We start from the raw sequence: 17114 nt of genomic DNA, 5'->3' as shown, positions 1-17114 counted from the left end.
GCATGGAAAAGCGAAATTGCTTAATGATAAATTACATTATACCAATAATATGTGGCTTTACCGCAGCCAATATGTATTACGTTCAACCACTGGCCCCTATGATTAGTAATGAACTTATGATTCCTTATGTAAAAGCATCCATGCTGTATTCATTTTCTCTTATCGGTAATGCATTATCATTATTCTTTATAATTCCGCTGGGTGATTTCTATAACAAAAAACTGTTAATCACATTACTGTACACAGTTTCGACGCTTGCTCTATTGATATTTTCCATAACAAAAAGCTATTATATTTTATCTACCACTGCACTTTTAATTGGAATAGGTACATCCGCAATCCCTTTAATTACGGCAGGGTTGAGCAAACAAAATGACGGGACACGAATTATAGGTCGAATAATGGCATGTGTATTAACAGGAATTCTTTTCTCCCGTTTCCTGTCAAGTTTATTGAGTGAAATGTGGGGTTGGAAGTCGATATATGCTATTGCGACAATACTGATGCTTCTGTCAAGTTTATTACTTTTCTTCAATTACTCCGAACCACAAAATAGAAAATATCAAGTTCAAGAATCTTATAACCATATTTTATATCTAAATATAAGCAGCTTATCACAGAATACTATTATTATGCATTATTGTCTGAGTGCGTTTTTCATTATGTTCTTATTTTCTGCATTCTGGAGCAACGTATCAATTTATTTATCAACCGTTTTTCATCTTAGCCAATCCCAAATTGGATTTTTTTCCCTTACAGGAGTTGCAGGGGCCTCGTCTGCCTTATTCTCCCCCGTAATTCTGAAAAGCATAAACTATAAAGATAATGCACTATATTTTTTAATTGTGGTAGCTTTGGTGATAATGGGATTCTTTAGAAGTATATTAGCAATTGCAGTAATAGGTGCATTATTAATTGATGCACTTATTCAGTTAATACATATAAATAACCAACGAGGGCTATTTCTTGCCTGTAATGGAAACGAAGCTCGGGCCGCAAGTTGCTATATGACGAGTTTCGTTACGGGGGGCGCAGTTGGCGGATTTATATCTTCTTATCTGTATACCCTATACGGATGGAACGTGGTATTGATTAGCTGCGCAATCATTACTTTAATTCCGATGTTCATAAAATCGCGAGAAAATGTTAATGAAAAATACTGAAGCTGCGCTTAGCAATAGAGAACTTCTGAATCATTATTTATCTTTGATGACAGGAGATGAAAAACATGAACCTTCTTCTATCTCCACGCTTGATGTCATCCAGGTGTTGTATGACAAAGTGCTTAATTGTTCTCCCGATAAGACACAAGATGAGTATAGGGATCGCTTCTTTTTATCTAAAGGCCATGGACCGATGGCCTTTTATGCCGTACTGGCATTAAAAGGTTTCATTTCTAAGGAATTACTGGAAACCTACGGTGAATACAACAGCAAACTTGGGTATCACCCGGACAGGACAAAACTAGACTGTGTAGAAATTTCCAGCGGTTCCTTAGGGCACGGCCTACCTATGGCTATTGGCTCAGCTTTAGCACTGCGGGCCAGAGGAATTATAGGCCCAAAACATTGGGTTCTCATGGGGGATGCGGAACTCGATGAAGGTTCAAATTTTGAGGCGATTCCTTTTGCAGGCAGACATGGGCTATCAGAGCTGAATGTCGTAGTCATAGACAATGACTCATCCACTTTGGGTTGGCCGGGAGGGATCTCACGTCGTTTTTCCAATGAGGGCTGGAAGGCCACCTGTGTCAATGGCAGAGATCATGAGGAACTGTACCAGGCGTTTATAAGAGAACATCCCCATAAGCCTCACGCTATCATTGCCACTGTAGATACAAAATCAGGTAAACCTCGTAGACAATTCAGGGGCATAAGATGAAAACAGTTCTAACCTGGGATCAACGATTTGCAGAAATAAACGCAATGCGACAGCGTTTTGCTGTAGTCATGTCAGACTTGATAAGAGAAAATGACAATATTGCGTTGGTACTTGCTGATATTACCGCAGAGAGATTCACAAATGTTCTAAGCGATTTTCCCCATAGGGTTATCAATGTCGGGATTAGGGAACAACTGATGATTGATATTGCAGGTGGTCTGGCGATGTCAGGCATGCGCCCATTTGTACATACCTTTGCTAGTTTCCTGATAGAACGTCCCTTCGAGCAGATTAAAATTGCACTGAATCATCAGAATATCGGTGCGGTGCTGGTCAGCGCCGGAGCCTCTTATGATTTGTCGGTTGATGGGCGCACGCATCAGTCACCGGCAGATGTGTCTCTGCTGAGTACACTTGCAGACTGGAAAATCATCATTCCAGGAAATGCCGAGGAAGCTGAATTCGCGCTTCGTATGGCTGCAAATGATATTGGTCTGTTTTACATCCGGCTTTCGACTGAAACAAACCAGCGTACATACTGGTCTGGTGAAAACAGTTTTATAGTGCTGAAAACAGGACATATAGGCACTGTAATCGCAGTGGGACCAGTTGCTGAAAATGTCTTAGCAGCTACAGAGAATCTAGACTTAACAGTATTGTATGCGCCTGTGATCACACCTTTCGACACTGTAACTTTGCTGAATACTCTTTCAGTTCCTGATGTCGCAATCGTAGAACCATACCTTGAAGGAACGACAACTCATGCTATAGCTGAGGCATTGTCCGATATACCAAACAGAATCTTGTCCATTGGTGTAAAACTAAAGGAGCTCAGACAATTTGGGACACCAGAAGAGCACATGCGGGCTCATGGACTAGATACCGATGGCTTGAGATTACGCCTTTCAGAATTCTATCGTCACTGATAGATGATCTGGCAAGGAACACCTTGTCAGATCAAACCTTCGGAAGTCGCTTTAAAGATCGCATAACGAACTGATGTCACATTCAATTTATCGAGAATATTATTGATATGAAATCTGACGGTCCTTTCACTGACACCTAGAATTAATGCTATTTCAATATAAGTTTTCCCAAACTTCAGCAAATTCATAACTTCCTTTTCTCGTACAGTGAATACATATTTTGGTGCTTGTTCATAATGGGCTTCAAAAAGACTCATAACATCATACAATATCTTATATTTCTTTCTAGAGTAGCATCTTATGAAATTCTCATCACCCTCATTATAGTACATTGTAAAAATAACCACGTCATGATTAATTTTTATAACAAAAGTCACCCCGTTGCGGATATTATACTTATTGGATAAAACCTTAATATCTTCATTATTACTATTTACAGAAGACCACTTGAAAGGAGTTATTTTATCTCTAGCTTTCATCACAATATTACTTCGAAGATGCATCTCTCTTTTTAGAAAATCCCGTTCCCAACAATGAGGCATGTTAGATATGATGGAAACCTCATCAAGAGAATTAATGGTAATAATTGAGTATCTTTTTATGTATATCTGATTAAGATATTCTTCAACGATTTTTTTAATCATAGTTACACCTTGAGCATTATTCATAACAACATGAAGCTGCTATTTCATGCGTCGAGCACAGCTATTTTATCGCATATATATAGTTGGGCAATTGCTCAATCGCAAGTTATATGTCTACCAAAATTTCTACCTACCTCAAACTTTTTCGCAATAAAAACCCCTCAACTCTTATTTTCTCTTCGACATTGGTTCTCTTTCACAATGCAACAATAAATGATTCTTTCTGTATTCCGTTGTGTTCAAAATGACAGCGTTTAACGGGGACGTGGAAATAATCGGCGAGGAGAGATTCTTGTAAGACACTCTGTGTAGTTCCAAAACAGTAACTATCTTTGCCCATCAGCAGACATTTATCTGCAATGTTATTTGCATGATTGATGAAGTGCGTATTCAGGATAATAGTAACATTTTTCTCCCGCGACAACGTGTGCAACCAATTGATAATGAGAGACTGATTATTAAAATCAAGATTTGATTCAGGTTCATCAAGCACAAGGATGTCCGGCTCTGAGACCAGCGCCTTCGCGATATAACACATCTGTAGCTCACCACCACTGATCTGGTTAACATCTTTGGTTGCAAGATATGAAGCACCAAGTTCCGACAATATTTGCCCCGCTTTTTCGATATCCCTCGCCCCAGGAGATGCCAGCATTCCGCCCCGTAATGGGCACCCAAAGGAGATGAAATCGAGTACATTGTAAGAAAAGTGAACACGTTTGGCCTGCGGGACATACGCCATACGAGCTTTCCGGTTTCCCACTCGGCCAATATGACATGAGCCACTAACCGGTTGATACAGACCGGTAACCGTTTTAAGCAATGTTGTTTTGCCAACACCATTCGGTCCTAATACGCACAGTACCTCACCTTCATCAATGGAGAAGCTGATATTGTTAAAGGCAGTTTTACTCTTTTTGAACGCGAACGTCAGATTATTCACTTCGATCATATCGGTTACTCATGATGAACAGTACAGCAAATAAAGGCGCACCAACCAGAGCAGTAAGTATTCCAATGGGGATCTCTGCGTAAGTCAGGGTCCTGGCAATATTGTCGATGACCAATAAAAACAACGCACCACATACAGCCGAAGCCGGGATCAGCTTGCTATGGTTGTACCCGACCAGCGTTCTAACCAGATGCGGGATAACCAGACCAACCCAGCCCACCACGCCAGCGATGGTGACTGATGCTGCCACCAAAATTGAGGCTGTGATTAGCAAAACTGCATTCAACAATTGTGGGTTCATTCCAGCAATTTTGGCCTCATCATTTCCCAAAGACAACACATTGATTTTCCATCGAAGTTTGTAGATAACCAGATAACAAATGATGTATAGCGGGATGAGTCCATAAACCTGCTCTTTGACCAGAGAAGCGAAACTCCCCATAAGCCAGAAGACGATAGCCGGGAGTTCGTCCTGTGGATCGGCAACATATTTAATGATTGATACAAAAGACATAAACACCGAAGCCACTATGATGCCCGACAGGATAGTCGTGAGCTCCCCATTGTTTTTCTTGAAATGGCAAAGTCCCATCACGCATAAAAGGCTGACAATGCCAAAGAAGAAAGAGGAAAAAGCGCTGAGTTGTAGTGGAAAACCTAGCAGTATCCCAAGTGCTGCGCCGAACGCTGCGGCGGAAGATGTACCGAGCACATCCGGGCTCGCCAGCGCATTTCGCAACACCGCTTGATACGTCACGCCTGCTACTGATAGCCCTGCCCCTACCATCATGACGGCAATAATCCTTGGCAACCGTAGATTGCATATAACCGAGAATCCTGCGCTCAAACAACGGCGACCATTATCATGTAATACCTCCGTCATTATTTCGGGGAAAGATAATGTATAGCGACCTATGAACAAAGAAATCATAGCCACAATCAGTAACAATACGATTGAAATCCACATTAGCATGCGGTATTTTTGTCTTTCCTGCATAACTAACCTTTCAAAATTAAAACCTATGCGCCGAATTATTTTATTACCGCTGTCTTAACTCATCGGTTAATAGCGCGTCCGGAATTTCATAATCAAATACTTTTTTATAGTGTAACCGTGTTGCAACTTTCAATTCTGCATCTGTTATATAGTCAGGGTTAAATTTATTAATCATAAACAATGGTAATAGCGCAGTCTCAGCAGACAATCCTCCCCAATTATGTAGCCCCACGGGTGTAGAAAATATTTTCCCATCTTTAAATGCTTTTACATTATGCCAGTCTTGCCCGGGATTTTTATTATTGAGAATATCCTTCGCGCTACCAAAGACCACAAATACAACATCGGGATCCCACTGAATTATTTGCTCCATTGAAACATTAATGTACCTGCCAGCATCCCCTTTTACCACCAGATCACTTGCTACGTTTTCCATCCCCGCCATCTTAAGATAGGTATCACCATATGTTTTCGGCCCACTCACCTTGAGTTCTTTCCCATCACTCTGCTCAAGATACAATGCCCGAATATGTTGTGATTTGATCTTCTCGGCATAGGGTTTTGCCTCATTGAGGCTTATCTTCCATGCATCCGAAAATTTGTGACTGTGAGGTAAACCAAGGGTCTGGTTAAATTCGTTTTCCCAATAAGTCTGCGTTACTACTGGCTCAAATTTCGTGTCACCACCAGCATCAAGATTAATAGTGGGGATCCCTGCCCGCTCCAGATTATCATTCTGACTTTTACCATAATAGTAAATAATATCTGGTTGTAAATTTAGTAAGGACTCCATATTTACAACATAGTCTTTATTAATAAAGTCAGTAGTGATACGGTCGATATCTGGCTTCATATCCTTGAGAAGTTTCATGTTTGAATGCAGAAAAGCCCAAGGTCCAACGCCCACTACATGTTTATATGCCAAATCACTTGCCATAATTACACCAAAGGGACAATTTCCGGTGATAATAATACGGTTGAATTTTATGGGTATTTCTTCAGAATTTTTCATATATTGGTCATTTATCGTCTTACTCACCTCACTACTATTGGCATAGCTTGCCGTTGATAATAATATCATCGATGATATGAATAATGAGAATAATATTTTTCCATTAAGCATACTTAGCACCTCAATGTTTTAAATGAATTGTAATTTAATAGCATCACGTGATTATTTTATTGACTAATTCATATTACCTTCTTTAAAAAACCGACGTCATGAGATGAAGATTTAAAGCGGAGATAACTCACCGCCAGAGACATAAATGAGAACAATGCCCCGGCGAAAAGACTAATATTCGTTACATTACGCCCAAACATATTAAAGAAAAACGCCACCAGCACAGAACCAATAATCTGCCCAATCAGACGTGAACTGCCTAATAATCCGCTGGCAATACCGCTATTTTCATGTGGGACCGAAGTCATAATGAGAAAATTATTAGGGGACTGGAATAGTCCAAAACCAAAACCACAGATAGCGATCCGCCAGAGGATCTGCATATTCGAGGGTTGTACGGGTAGCCATGTCATTAACAGAGTACCTATCAGAAGTAGTAATAGTCCGGTGAATGCTACCAGGTTGGGCTCGTACTTTTTGATTAGTTCACCCGCGACCAGAGAGGTCAACATTGTCGCCAGCGGCCATGCCGTTAACAGCATGCCTATTTCAACGACATTGCGGTTTAATACATTATGAAAATAAAATGGTAAGGTGACATATGCCAGTAACTGCGTACTATATGATAACAAAGACATTAATAACGATAGAGAAAATGTCCTGTTGCGAAATATCGCAACCGGGATCAAAGCATCAGTAACCTTTCTTTTTTGGTTCAAATACAAAGTGATTGCCAGCACGACAAGAATAATCGAGCTTGGGATAACGTCTAACACGTTGTTCCTCGCCAAACCCAGCATCATCGTTGAAAACGAAGCGAACGTCAGGAAAACCAGCAACGCACCCGCTTTATCAAACCGGTTTTCGGTACGTTGTGTCGGTTTGAACGATACAATACAGAGAAGCAATGAAATACAAGCGATCGGTACATTAATAGAAAACAACCAGTTCCAGTTTGCAACTGATAGAATAGCTGAAGCAATTGACGGCCCCGCCGCTGCGGAAACAGACACCACCATTACATTAATCCCCAATCCACGACCTAACAGCCGAGCAGGATAGATCTCTTTAATCAACACCGCATTCACACTTAGAATGGCCGCAGCCCCAAAGCCCTGAATGACGCGAAAAGCCGTCAGCATCATCAGCGTTTCAGAAAGTGCACATCCTAACGAGGAAAGCGCAAAAAAAATCACCCCAAGAATAAAAATACGTTTGTTACCTATTTTGCCTCCCAATGCAGCGAATACCAGCAATGAAGCGACCACAGCAAACTGGTAAGCATTGATTATCAGGATAGATGCAGCTTCTGAGACGGCAAAATCTTTGCCAATAACAGGTAAGGCAACATTTGCGATAGTGCTGTCCAGCATCGCAATCACTGTACTAAGTGATACAGCCAGCACGGCACCGATGTTGAGTTTTTCTTCTTTGATATGTTCAGTTGACATAATTCCTCCCCAGAATAAGTCATCGAACAATGGATAGACTCATTCTATATTTCGGCACACCTTTATTCGTTACGTTATAACATAACCAACAGTGATGAGAATAATTATCTTTTGAAAAGATCTATATCAATATGTTTCCAGCAGGAGTCCATCGTCCTGATTGATAATTCAGGATTTTAAGTAAACACGACGGGGCAAGAGCTAATCAGCAGTACTCTTGCAGATTGCGATCATTGTTGGACGCCTGATGTCATCATGATTCAAGCGATAAGAGGCAGTGATAGTATTAAAAATCCAATTTATCAATACATTGGGAGCCTCCTGTTTTTCCAGTGATTAATATTAAGTAACTCGAAGCAACAAAAAATAACATTCAAGTCCTCGACCTCAAATAATTCATAACGTTATAACATAACAAATTCATCTGTATGAGGCGGCTGCATTGAACACCAACATTACCCGACGAAAACTGATTCTTACTGGTTTAGCGGCTCTCGCAACCAATACACTGGCTATACCGCTTACATACGCACATATACGACCTCAGCTAAATCATAAGCATACCTCCCTCCCAATAAATGGGCGCAGGAAATTTACGATAATGCTAGATCCTGGACACGGGGGGATTGATTCTGGCGCAGTGGGTTGTGAAGGTTCTCTGGAAAAACATGTTGTACTGGATATTACCTTTAAGATAAAAGCCATTCTCAATAGTCACGGTATAAATGCACTACAGACGCGATCGGATGACACTTTTATTCCACTATACGATCGCGTACAGATTGCTCATGCACACAAAGCCGATCTATTTATGTCCATTCACGCCGATGGTTTCGCTAGTCCTGCAGCCCATGGAGCTTCCGTTTTTGCACTTTCAACACGGGGAGCCAGCAGCGCTATGGCAAGGTATCTATCCAAAAGTGAGAATGCTGCTGATAATATTGCTGGAAAACAAATCATTCACAGGGACAAGTATCTCGACAAAATCATCTTCGATCTTGAACAGACTGAAACCATCAGGGAAAGTCTTTTACTGGGATCACATATAGTTCACCACATTTCTCCAGTCCACCATATGCATTCAAACCATACAGAACAGGCAGCTTTTGCAGTACTTAAATCACCCTATATTCCATCTGTCCTGGTTGAAACCTCTTTTATCACCAACCCACAGGAGGAGAAATTATTAGGCACAACGGCATTCCGCAACAAAATTGCATCCGCCATTTCTAATGGCATCATCAGTTATTTTAGCCACAAACAAAACGTTTCAGCATAACGATAATAATCTCATTCTATTGGATTTAAGCAATGAGCATATGTCTCGGTAAGTTGTCCACCCTGCCACCATTCAGATGCTGAGCCATCTTTAGGGATGTTTATCATGACATTGCATGACCTACGCTATTATTTTATATCAATCACACTACTCTTCTCACCGTACTCTTTTGCGGTCAACGTTCTGAACCAAGACGGTAAAAGTCTCGATTTTTATGGCACTATCATTGCGAGACGTTTTACCAGTAATAACATCAAAGATGATGGCGATCGTAGCTATCTCTATTTTGGGTTGATTGGAAAGCATGACCTTACCCACAACTGGCAAACCTACGCTCACTGGGAATATACGGTTAGTGCATCAGATGCCAGCAGAAATGCAACCCGGCTCGCGTTTCTGGGTGTAGACAACCCGTACTGGGGAAGCCTGGATATCGGCCGGAACTGGGGGGTACTGTACGACGTTACCTCAATAACAGACCGCTCTCCCTTATTCAGGGAAATGTCCTATAACTACATTGACAACTTCATGCGTGGCCGAGCCCTTAATCTTATGACGTGGCGCAAAAAATTATCGGTCTTTCAACAGACTGTGAAATTAGCGATGCAATACCAGTTCAAAAGTAACAACGAAAATCGAGCCTTAAGACAACAGAACGGCAATGGTATTGGTACTTCCCTGTCTTGGTTCTTTACGCCAAAGCTCAGTGCAATTTTTGCTGCGTCATCTTCCGAGACCACATTTTCACAGCAACAAAATGCCGGTTACAAAAAAAACATTCGGACTTTCGCAGAGGGGCTTAAGTACCAGAGCAAAAAACTTTATCTGGCCACTGTTTTCACGCAGAGTAATGATGCCATCAACCCCCAACCTCACAATAATAATACCAACGCCTTCAGCTATGAAGCCCTGGGTAAATATACGCTGACCGACAAATTTCAGCCCAGCATTGGTTACACTCACCTGACGCAAACAATCGCTGGCCAACGAACCCGAGTACTGGATTATGAAGAAATAGGCTTTAGCTACTACTTCAACAAAAATATGCAGATCTTTTTAGATTATAAATTTAATAACATCAGAAATAGCCCTGCCGGGATTGACTGTGCAGATAAACTTGATACAGGGATAAGTTATCACTGGTGAAAACGTATCCAGAGTTAGATGGATTCTGACTCTGGACAACAGAGCATGGCTAAAATTAACGGATAGGATATATGCCCATAAAGACCCTTTCCCTTGCACCATTGGTGACAGCCACTTACAAGCTATAAAGAAGAAACATCAATAAGATAATTTATTTTTCTGAACCTCGCATGCCTATAAACACTGGAGTATGCCCCACATTGATAGCAATCAATTAACATATAGCATCAGATAATACCAAAAAAAAACAAATAAAGGAAAATTATTCATGTCCTGGAATAGCAATCTCAAGCTTATGGCAAAAAACTGGTTAACAATACACGAAGCTGTGCAAGTGATTAATGAGACATTCGACACTTCAATTACAGAAAGTACCATATATCGATGTGCACTTTATGGGCAAATCAATCTATCCATTTACTTCCAGTCTCCGGTAATATTACGAAAAATAGCTAAAAATGGAGAAAAGGTAAAAATATCTATTTTGGACAATTCAGAACTAAAGAGACTCTGCTTTCTTGATAAGCAGTGTTTCATAAATAATAGGAATCTTATCATATCTACTGAAGGTGATTACTTTTCATCTCGCAGAAATATTTTTGATACTAACCTATTTGGATTTGAATACATTATCATTCAAAGATATCTAGCAGACTCACTCAGAATATCACCACCTATTAACAATCCTGACGCCATTAATTTTGGCATTACTGTTACGAATGCAAATGATCTATTTTTGCTTTTCAATAAAATATCATGGGAAGAACAAATTCAGAGCAAGATAAAATACTTATCGGATGAGGCCACCTCTATAATCAAAGAGTCTTCCTGGCGGAATGAAAAGCGGGAATATACGGCTCCATGCTACTTCCCAATGCATGACTTGCCACAAGATGCTTGTTTCGTTATCAAATGTGTTGAAATTGAGAGATTAATAGAAAAGCTAACCATTGACAAAAACTCCACGTTATCTCCGACGAGAATATCTACGCCCTTATCCCGGCTTTTCTGGTTAGCCTGTCATCATAATGAGGTTATACGCCCTCTGGTGAAACAACCTTACAAACTCTTGTCTATATTTGAGGAATGGGCAATTGCTGATGGCATCACCGATCATCTCAGCGGTGATACGCTAAAAACGGCGCTGGAGCGTGGCTCCCCTTTATCGTATAAAACTACAGTGAAGTAGTACATCCTCAGTGTATATATCGCTCAGATCCGTATTACGAGTCAATATTTTCGTGATACGGGTTCACGGTCTTTATCTAAACATCATTCTGTGTTCCTTTATGATAGCAATGCCATAAGCCCCTGGAGGAACAAATGCCATCTCATCAATTATTACGCCTCAGACAAGTCGAGCAAAAAACAGGTCTTAAACGTTCACAAATCTATCTGTATATGAAAGACAAGCGTTTCCCACTCTCAATAAAAATCGGCCCAGCCAGCGTAGCCTGGCTCGAGTCGGAGATTGACGAATGGATTAATCGTAAATTAGCTAACCGCTAAGACAAGAGAGATAACTTATGTTTCCCTCGCTGAATTATTACGTACTTACGGATGTAATATATGCATTGAAGGAAGGTGACTTATCTTACGCTGAAACACTTGGATTTACCCTTGAAGAAATAAACGAAATCAGTCAGTTACCCTTTGATTCATTATTTTCTATCTGCCACTCTCCCGTATCATTTATTGCGGTAAAAATTCACCATGACATTTTACGCAAACGGTTGGAAAGAGTACGTACTGAAACCCAGTATCATCAGCAAATTAATCGGGCGATCCGGTTAGGTGGATCTATAGCATTACTAAAGCATTATTTCGGTCTTACTTCTAACGATGTCTGTCTCAACCGCAGATTACAAGGCATATCTGTACCGTATGGGCGCACACCTCTTCCTGATGAAACCATGGATGCCACAATATGGTGTCGATGGAAGGCGTTAAAAGGAAAAAGCCCTGATGCTAATGAAGCACTTAATATCATGATGCAGATCACCGAAGAATTAGCCTCGGAGCCCAATCCCCCCTCACTCACTGTTGTCTGTAACCGAATCACATTTTGCGAGCAGGGAAGGACAGACAGGAGGACATGATATGCCTGACGAAGTTGATCGCGACCAGGAATTCAATGAGCAACGTCTGGAGGAAATGATTGAACAAAGCCGTTTCAAACCAGCAGCAACGCCTTCCCTGTATCACTGTCAGTTCTGCGGCAGACCAATTCCTGAAAAGCGGAGGCGCACTCTCCCAGGAGTAACAACGTGTAGAGAATGCCAGGAAATGCTTGAGCGACGCAAACGATAATTTTAACAGCAAGACGTGCAGGGAATTAAAACCCCGCACGTCTTTATATTTCACTATTAGTAAAAATACAATCACCGATTATATCTCCCCTCCCCCCTACACTACTAAAATTCATCCCCAAAAAACTCTTAGCATTTCATTTTCACTTTATCATTCCAATTTATATTAATTAAATCCATCCTGATAGTGTTTCTGCTCATCGACCTGACAGTAAGGAATTTATTCAGCCTTGGTCGAGCACCGTTCTTTAATAATTTATATCAGGCTATCACACAACCTTAATTCAGTGTGCCGCTGAATGTTCTCGCTGACCCGTTGAAATCGGAATGCAGAATTGGGATGTGACCCATTAATTATTATTTTGATTAGAGACTATCCAGATAAAACCAAGTGACATCATTTTGTCGGTCTTGAATTTTCAACAGACACGCTGAAATAAAACATCTACTTCAAAAACATTAGTGCCGCATTTACCCGAATCAAAAGCCCTGTAAAGAATATCTCATGAAACCCTTTATTATGGCTTCGGAAATCCGGCGCAAAGTGCTCACAATCTCGAAACCACACATTACCCCTTCAAGTTTCCCTCAGCATGCATGGTTCTTTGGCTATGTACGCTGCCCGCATTCCCGAGGCTACTATGCTTTCCACATCTGCCTTTCTGGCGGTGGCCATGCAGTGTGCCACCAGCATTCATCCGTCCACAGCACTCGACGTCGTAAGGGTGGAGTCCAATTTTAACCCTTATGCGATCGCCGAAATTATCCCAAAGGGCTCAGGCACCTCCGGTCACAATAAAATCATTTCTCATCAGCCCACCAGCCGGGAAAGAGCCGAGCGAATCATAGGTCGCCTTATGGCGCAGAGCCGCCGTTATTCTGTGGGGCTGATGCAAATTACCAGCACCAATTTCCATCATTACGGTGTGACAGCCTCTGAGCTGCTTGATCCCTGTACCAATTTGTCTGTTTTCGAACACATCCTCAACGACTGTTACCGACGCGGCGGCTCGCTGAAAAGAGCACTGAGTTGCTACTACTCCGGCAATTTCCGTACCGGAGAACAGCCGGAAGCGGCTTTTTCCGGAACCAGCTATGTGCAACGAATCGGTTACGCTGCTGCTCCCCACTATGCCGTACCCGGAACCCACGAGGATAAATTGACACCCCCGCCGTTCCTGAAGCCTACGCCTGCAGGTGACCAGTTACGTCCCTGCGTGATCTGGCCGAAGGGCGTGGTTCGTGGCGTCCCCTCAAAATTCCGCCAGAAGAAAATTGCCATAGAAAAGATCTCTACGCCGTCATTGCGCCGGAGCCTCTCCCTGTCACCCCGTGAGGAGAAAGAATAATGACACTTTGCTGCAAACTTAAGGCCGCTTTCAGTCATGTTTCCGCATTTGCACTCATCGTTTGTTCTGTACCTCCGGTTTTTGCCGATGGCTTTCAACGCGCAAATACCGTGATGGAAAAAGTCGCCACCGGCCTTAATGGCCTGGCGGCCATCACCATTACCGTGGCCGTGATCTGGGTAGGTTACAAGACACTCTGGAAAGGCGAAAGCCTGTCCCAGTGCGCCTACATCATCATTGGCGGCATCCTGATTGGTGGAGGCAGTGAAATCGGCGCACTGCTGATGAGCTGAGAGGTTATCTATGGCAAAGCTGCTTAAGGCAATGAGACGTCCGGCGGCACTATGGGGAGTGCCGATGGTGCCTCTACTGGCTGTCACGGGTATCACCATCATCATTGCTGTCTGGACCTCCGTCGCTTTCCTCGCCCTACTCCCGATTGAATTTCTGCTGATGAAATCGCTTACCAAGAATGAACCCATGCGGTTCAGCCTGATAGCCGTCTGGCTCAGGGCAAGAGGAAAACCTGCGGCAAACCGTCTATTTGGCGCAACAGCATTTATGCCCATTGAGCATGATGCTGTTGATATCACGGAGTTTCTCAACGTCATGAAATTGAATCAGAGTGCCACGCTCAGGAAATACATTCCGTATTCATCGCATATTCATCAACATGTCGTCCGCTCACCCAATAGTGACCTCTACTGTACCTGGGAACTGACGGGCACTCCGTTCGATTGTGAATCAGAAGAAACGCTCAATATTGACCGTAACCAGTTGCACGGAATTATCCGCTCTTTCGAGGGGATGCCGGTCACCTTCTATATCCATAACGTAAGGGAGCCATTTACCGATTCGCTACATAAGGTATCCGGCAACCCTTACGCTGATGAAGTCAGCCGTCTGTATTATGCCTCGCTGGAGGCTAACCCGTTTCGCCGTAACCGCTTGTTCCTGACTGCCTGCTACCGCCCTTTTGCCAGTCTGGAAAAAGCCGGACACCGGCGTATGAAAGACGGCCAGAAACTGAAAGAGCTTGACGGTGTGTTGCAGGGGATGCTGGAAATTAAAGGTACCCTCGATACCGCTCTGTCACGCTACGCCGCACACTCTCTTGGTACTTTCAGCGAAGAACAGGCGGTATTCTCCTCCCAGTTATCCTTTTACGAGTATCTCTTGACGCACCAATGGCGCAGGATCCGCGTCACCCGTGCTCCTGCATATTCCGTCATGGGATCGGCGGCGCTGTTTTTCTCCGGGGAGTCTGGACAGATAAACCATACCGGCGGCACCCAGTATTTCCGGGGTCTGGAAGTTAAAGAGTTCCCTGAAGAAACAGCAACTGGAATGATGGATTCTCTGCTTTATGCCCCCTGTGATTATGTCATCACACAGTCCTACACCTGCATGTCACGGGAAGAAGCCCGGAAGGCCATCAAACGCACCCGACGTCTGTTAATGAGTTCAGATGATGATGCGGTGTCTCAGCGGCTGGATCTGGATGTGGCGCTTGACCTGCTGACATCGGGAAAAATTGCGTATGGAAAACACCATTTTTCCATCATGGTGTTTTCCCAGACGCTGGATAGTCTGGTAGCCGATACCAGCGAAATCAGCAATGCCCTGAACAACCTCGGCATTATATCGGTTCCCGCCGCGCTTTCTCTTTCAGCCGGGTATATGGCGCAACTGCCTGGCAATTATCATTTGCGGCCCCGCAAGGGTGAGCTGAGCAGTCAGAATTTTGTCGAGCTGGCTTCGCTACACAATTTCTATCCCGGCAAGCGCGATAATGCGCCCTGGGGGGATGCGATGGCCTTACTGCGTGCCCCATCAGGGGATGGCTACTATCTGAACCTTCACAATACGCTGGCGGATAAGGATGAATTCAACGAGAAGAATCCAGCCAGTACCTGCATTCTCGGTACCAACGGTTCGGGTAAAACCATGCTCATGACGTTTCTGGAAAACATGCAGCAGAAATATAGCCGTACGGAGAGTTTTTCTCCCGACGCAAAAACCAAACGACTGACAACCGTTTATCTGGATAAGGATCGTGGCGCTGAAATGAATATCCGGGCATTGCAAGGCCGTTATTACCGTATTACACATGGCGAGCCCACCGGGTGGAACCCATTTTCGCTATCGCCCACGAAACGCAATATCAGTTTTATCAGTCAGCTGATGAAACTGCTGTGTACGCGTAACGGTGCGACCATCACGCCCCGCAATGAACGACGTCTAAATGATGCCATACTGGCGGTGATCGGTAATGAACCACAGTACCGTATTCATGGGATCACCCGTTTACTGGAGAATCTTCCGGAGCCTGCGACCCGAGAAGCCCAGGAGAATGGCCTGAGTATTCGCCTGTCACAGTGGGCGCAGGGTGGCGAGTTTGGCTGGGTGTTTGATAACGCATCAGACACCTTCGATATCAGTCGCTGCGATAACTTTGGCATTGACGGCACAGAGTTTCTTGACGATACGAATATCTGCGCACCGATCTCCTTTTATCTGCTGTACCGCATTACCAGCTTACTCGACGGACGTCGACTGGTTATCTTCATGGATGAGTTCTGGAAATGGCTACGGGATCCGGTATTTAAGGATTTTGCCTATAACCGGCTGAAAACTATCCGCAAGCTAAACGGGATGCTGGTTGTAGGAACACAGTCCCCGGCGGAGATCATCAGGGATGAAATTGCGCCTGCCGTGATTGAGCAGTGCGGGACGCAGATCCTGGCAGCTAACCCCAGTGCTGACCGGGCACATTATGTCGACGGAATGAAGTTTGAGCCGGAGGTGTTCGACGTCGTGAAAGCCCTGGATCCGCAGGCCCGCCAGTATGTAGTGGTAAAAAATCAATTTAGACGCGGCGACATAAAGCGTTTTGCTGCACGTGTGACGCTCGATCTTTCCGGTATCGGCAAGTACACAAAAGTCATGAGCGGCAGCGCCGACAACCTGGAAATCTTCGACTCTCTGTACCGTGAAGGGATGCAGCCCCATGAATGGCTGGATACCTACCTGGCTCAGGCACTCTGAAACCCCACA

Annotated in this window: 17 protein-coding genes; 12 read left to right on the top strand and 5 right to left on the bottom strand. The window is 43.4% G+C overall.

What is annotated here, in order from left to right; all coding sequences use genetic code 11:
• The first annotated feature begins 2 nt into the window (after positions 1 to 2).
• The 3 genes from OGY04_RS03635 to OGY04_RS03625 are packed head-to-tail and all read left to right on the top strand — an operon-like array spanning position 3 to position 2807.
• The gene (locus OGY04_RS03635) at positions 3 to 1163 is read left to right on the top strand and encodes an MFS transporter (protein WP_286584786.1); all 1161 of its coding nucleotides are present in this window, start codon (positions 3 to 5) and stop codon (positions 1161 to 1163) included.
• Complete coding sequence (locus OGY04_RS03630; RefSeq protein ID WP_057069166.1) at positions 1150 to 1881, top strand: thiamine pyrophosphate-binding protein; 732 nt, start codon at positions 1150 to 1152, stop codon at positions 1879 to 1881. The genes OGY04_RS03635 and OGY04_RS03630 overlap by 14 nt, the downstream gene beginning before the upstream one ends.
• Entirely contained in the window at positions 1878 to 2807 is a 930-nt protein-coding gene (locus OGY04_RS03625) for a transketolase family protein (protein ID WP_100194248.1), read from the top strand. Before OGY04_RS03630 ends, OGY04_RS03625 begins: the two co-directional genes overlap by 4 nt.
• 26 nt (positions 2808 to 2833) lie before the next feature.
• Here OGY04_RS03625 and OGY04_RS03620 read toward each other — a convergent pair whose 3' ends face one another.
• The 5 genes from OGY04_RS03620 to OGY04_RS03600 all read right to left on the bottom strand — a co-directional run bounded on the left by OGY04_RS03620 (position 2834) and on the right by OGY04_RS03600 (position 7974).
• Positions 2834 to 3451 (bottom strand): helix-turn-helix transcriptional regulator, encoded by a 618-nt coding sequence (locus tag OGY04_RS03620; RefSeq protein ID WP_188093464.1) that lies wholly within the window; start codon positions 3449 to 3451, stop codon positions 2834 to 2836.
• A 196-nt stretch (positions 3452 to 3647) separates the two neighbouring features.
• The gene (locus tag OGY04_RS03615) at positions 3648 to 4403 is read right to left on the bottom strand and encodes an ABC transporter ATP-binding protein (protein ID WP_057069108.1); all 756 of its coding nucleotides are present in this window, start codon (positions 4401 to 4403) and stop codon (positions 3648 to 3650) included.
• Positions 4387 to 5400 carry a FecCD family ABC transporter permease gene (locus OGY04_RS03610; protein WP_057069105.1) on the bottom strand — a complete coding sequence of 338 codons (1014 nt, stop codon included), beginning with the start codon at positions 5398 to 5400 and terminating at the stop codon, positions 4387 to 4389. Before OGY04_RS03610 ends, OGY04_RS03615 begins: the two co-directional genes overlap by 17 nt.
• Positions 5401 to 5443: 43 nt before the next feature.
• Positions 5444 to 6523, bottom strand: a complete 1080-nt coding sequence (locus tag OGY04_RS03605; protein WP_057069103.1) for an ABC transporter substrate-binding protein — start codon at positions 6521 to 6523, stop codon at positions 5444 to 5446.
• A gap of 68 nt (positions 6524 to 6591) precedes the next feature.
• Positions 6592 to 7974 carry an MFS transporter gene (locus OGY04_RS03600; protein ID WP_057069100.1) on the bottom strand — a complete coding sequence of 461 codons (1383 nt, stop codon included), beginning with the start codon at positions 7972 to 7974 and terminating at the stop codon, positions 6592 to 6594.
• Positions 7975 to 8398: 424 nt separating this feature from the next.
• Between OGY04_RS03600 and amiA the strand changes: the two genes are divergently transcribed.
• From amiA to OGY04_RS03555, 9 genes are all read left to right on the top strand, one after another.
• On the top strand, positions 8399 to 9253 hold the full coding sequence (gene amiA / locus OGY04_RS03595) for an N-acetylmuramoyl-L-alanine amidase AmiA (RefSeq protein ID WP_045379335.1): 855 nt from the start codon (positions 8399 to 8401) through the stop codon (positions 9251 to 9253).
• 105 nt (positions 9254 to 9358) lie between these two features.
• The gene (locus OGY04_RS03590; RefSeq protein ID WP_199963909.1) at positions 9359 to 10399 is read left to right on the top strand and encodes a porin; all 1041 of its coding nucleotides are present in this window, start codon (positions 9359 to 9361) and stop codon (positions 10397 to 10399) included.
• Positions 10400 to 10667: 268 nt separating this feature from the next.
• Positions 10668 to 11588, top strand: a complete 921-nt coding sequence (locus OGY04_RS03585; RefSeq protein WP_057067590.1) for a hypothetical protein — start codon at positions 10668 to 10670, stop codon at positions 11586 to 11588.
• Between the two features lie 134 nt (positions 11589 to 11722).
• On the top strand, positions 11723 to 11908 hold the full coding sequence (locus tag OGY04_RS03580) for an AlpA family transcriptional regulator (RefSeq protein WP_057067591.1): 186 nt from the start codon (positions 11723 to 11725) through the stop codon (positions 11906 to 11908).
• 17 nt (positions 11909 to 11925) lie between these two features.
• The gene (locus OGY04_RS03575; protein ID WP_057067592.1) at positions 11926 to 12498 is read left to right on the top strand and encodes a DUF2857 domain-containing protein; all 573 of its coding nucleotides are present in this window, start codon (positions 11926 to 11928) and stop codon (positions 12496 to 12498) included.
• A gap of 1 nt (position 12499) precedes the next feature.
• On the top strand, positions 12500 to 12709 hold the full coding sequence (locus tag OGY04_RS03570; RefSeq protein WP_044711713.1) for a TraR/DksA family transcriptional regulator: 210 nt from the start codon (positions 12500 to 12502) through the stop codon (positions 12707 to 12709).
• A 640-nt stretch (positions 12710 to 13349) separates the two neighbouring features.
• The gene (locus OGY04_RS03565) at positions 13350 to 14057 is read left to right on the top strand and encodes a lytic transglycosylase domain-containing protein (protein ID WP_286584778.1); all 708 of its coding nucleotides are present in this window, start codon (positions 13350 to 13352) and stop codon (positions 14055 to 14057) included.
• The gene (locus tag OGY04_RS03560; protein WP_057067593.1) at positions 14057 to 14350 is read left to right on the top strand and encodes a TrbC/VirB2 family protein; all 294 of its coding nucleotides are present in this window, start codon (positions 14057 to 14059) and stop codon (positions 14348 to 14350) included. The genes OGY04_RS03565 and OGY04_RS03560 overlap by 1 nt, the downstream gene beginning before the upstream one ends.
• A gap of 10 nt (positions 14351 to 14360) precedes the next feature.
• Positions 14361 to 17105 carry a VirB4 family type IV secretion/conjugal transfer ATPase gene (locus tag OGY04_RS03555; protein ID WP_286584772.1) on the top strand — a complete coding sequence of 915 codons (2745 nt, stop codon included), beginning with the start codon at positions 14361 to 14363 and terminating at the stop codon, positions 17103 to 17105.
• Positions 17106 to 17114: the final 9 nt, after the last annotated feature.

The organism is Citrobacter sp. Cpo091 (assembly GCF_030332645.1).
Lineage (GTDB): Bacteria > Pseudomonadota > Gammaproteobacteria > Enterobacterales > Enterobacteriaceae > Citrobacter > Citrobacter portucalensis.
Note: the sequence above shows the minus strand (reverse complement) of the source record. Positions and strands in the feature narration are given on the sequence as shown.

Bases quoted from the DNA above. Each gene is read 5' to 3' on its own strand.
- OGY04_RS03570 (WP_044711713.1), top strand. From the start codon at position 12,500: ATGCCTGACGAAGTTGATCGCGACCAGGAATTCAATGAGCAACGTCTG.
- OGY04_RS03565 (WP_286584778.1), top strand. From the start codon at position 13,350: ATGCTTTCCACATCTGCCTTTCTGGCGGTGGCCATGCAGTGTGCCACC.
- OGY04_RS03605 (WP_057069103.1), bottom strand. From the start codon at position 6,523: ATGCTTAATGGAAAAATATTATTCTCATTATTCATATCATCGATGATA.
- OGY04_RS03630 (WP_057069166.1), top strand. From the start codon at position 1,150: ATGAAAAATACTGAAGCTGCGCTTAGCAATAGAGAACTTCTGAATCAT.
- OGY04_RS03610 (WP_057069105.1), bottom strand. From the start codon at position 5,400: ATGCAGGAAAGACAAAAATACCGCATGCTAATGTGGATTTCAATCGTA.
- OGY04_RS03575 (WP_057067592.1), top strand. From the start codon at position 11,926: ATGTTTCCCTCGCTGAATTATTACGTACTTACGGATGTAATATATGCA.
- OGY04_RS03585 (WP_057067590.1), top strand. From the start codon at position 10,668: ATGTCCTGGAATAGCAATCTCAAGCTTATGGCAAAAAACTGGTTAACA.
- OGY04_RS03635 (WP_286584786.1), top strand. From the start codon at position 3: ATGGAAAAGCGAAATTGCTTAATGATAAATTACATTATACCAATAATA.
- OGY04_RS03555 (WP_286584772.1), top strand. From the start codon at position 14,361: ATGGCAAAGCTGCTTAAGGCAATGAGACGTCCGGCGGCACTATGGGGA.
- OGY04_RS03615 (WP_057069108.1), bottom strand. From the start codon at position 4,403: ATGATCGAAGTGAATAATCTGACGTTCGCGTTCAAAAAGAGTAAAACT.
- OGY04_RS03625 (WP_100194248.1), top strand. From the start codon at position 1,878: ATGAAAACAGTTCTAACCTGGGATCAACGATTTGCAGAAATAAACGCA.
- OGY04_RS03580 (WP_057067591.1), top strand. From the start codon at position 11,723: ATGCCATCTCATCAATTATTACGCCTCAGACAAGTCGAGCAAAAAACA.
- OGY04_RS03620 (WP_188093464.1), bottom strand. From the start codon at position 3,451: ATGATTAAAAAAATCGTTGAAGAATATCTTAATCAGATATACATAAAA.
- OGY04_RS03590 (WP_199963909.1), top strand. From the start codon at position 9,359: ATGACATTGCATGACCTACGCTATTATTTTATATCAATCACACTACTC.
- OGY04_RS03600 (WP_057069100.1), bottom strand. From the start codon at position 7,974: ATGTCAACTGAACATATCAAAGAAGAAAAACTCAACATCGGTGCCGTG.
- OGY04_RS03560 (WP_057067593.1), top strand. From the start codon at position 14,057: ATGACACTTTGCTGCAAACTTAAGGCCGCTTTCAGTCATGTTTCCGCA.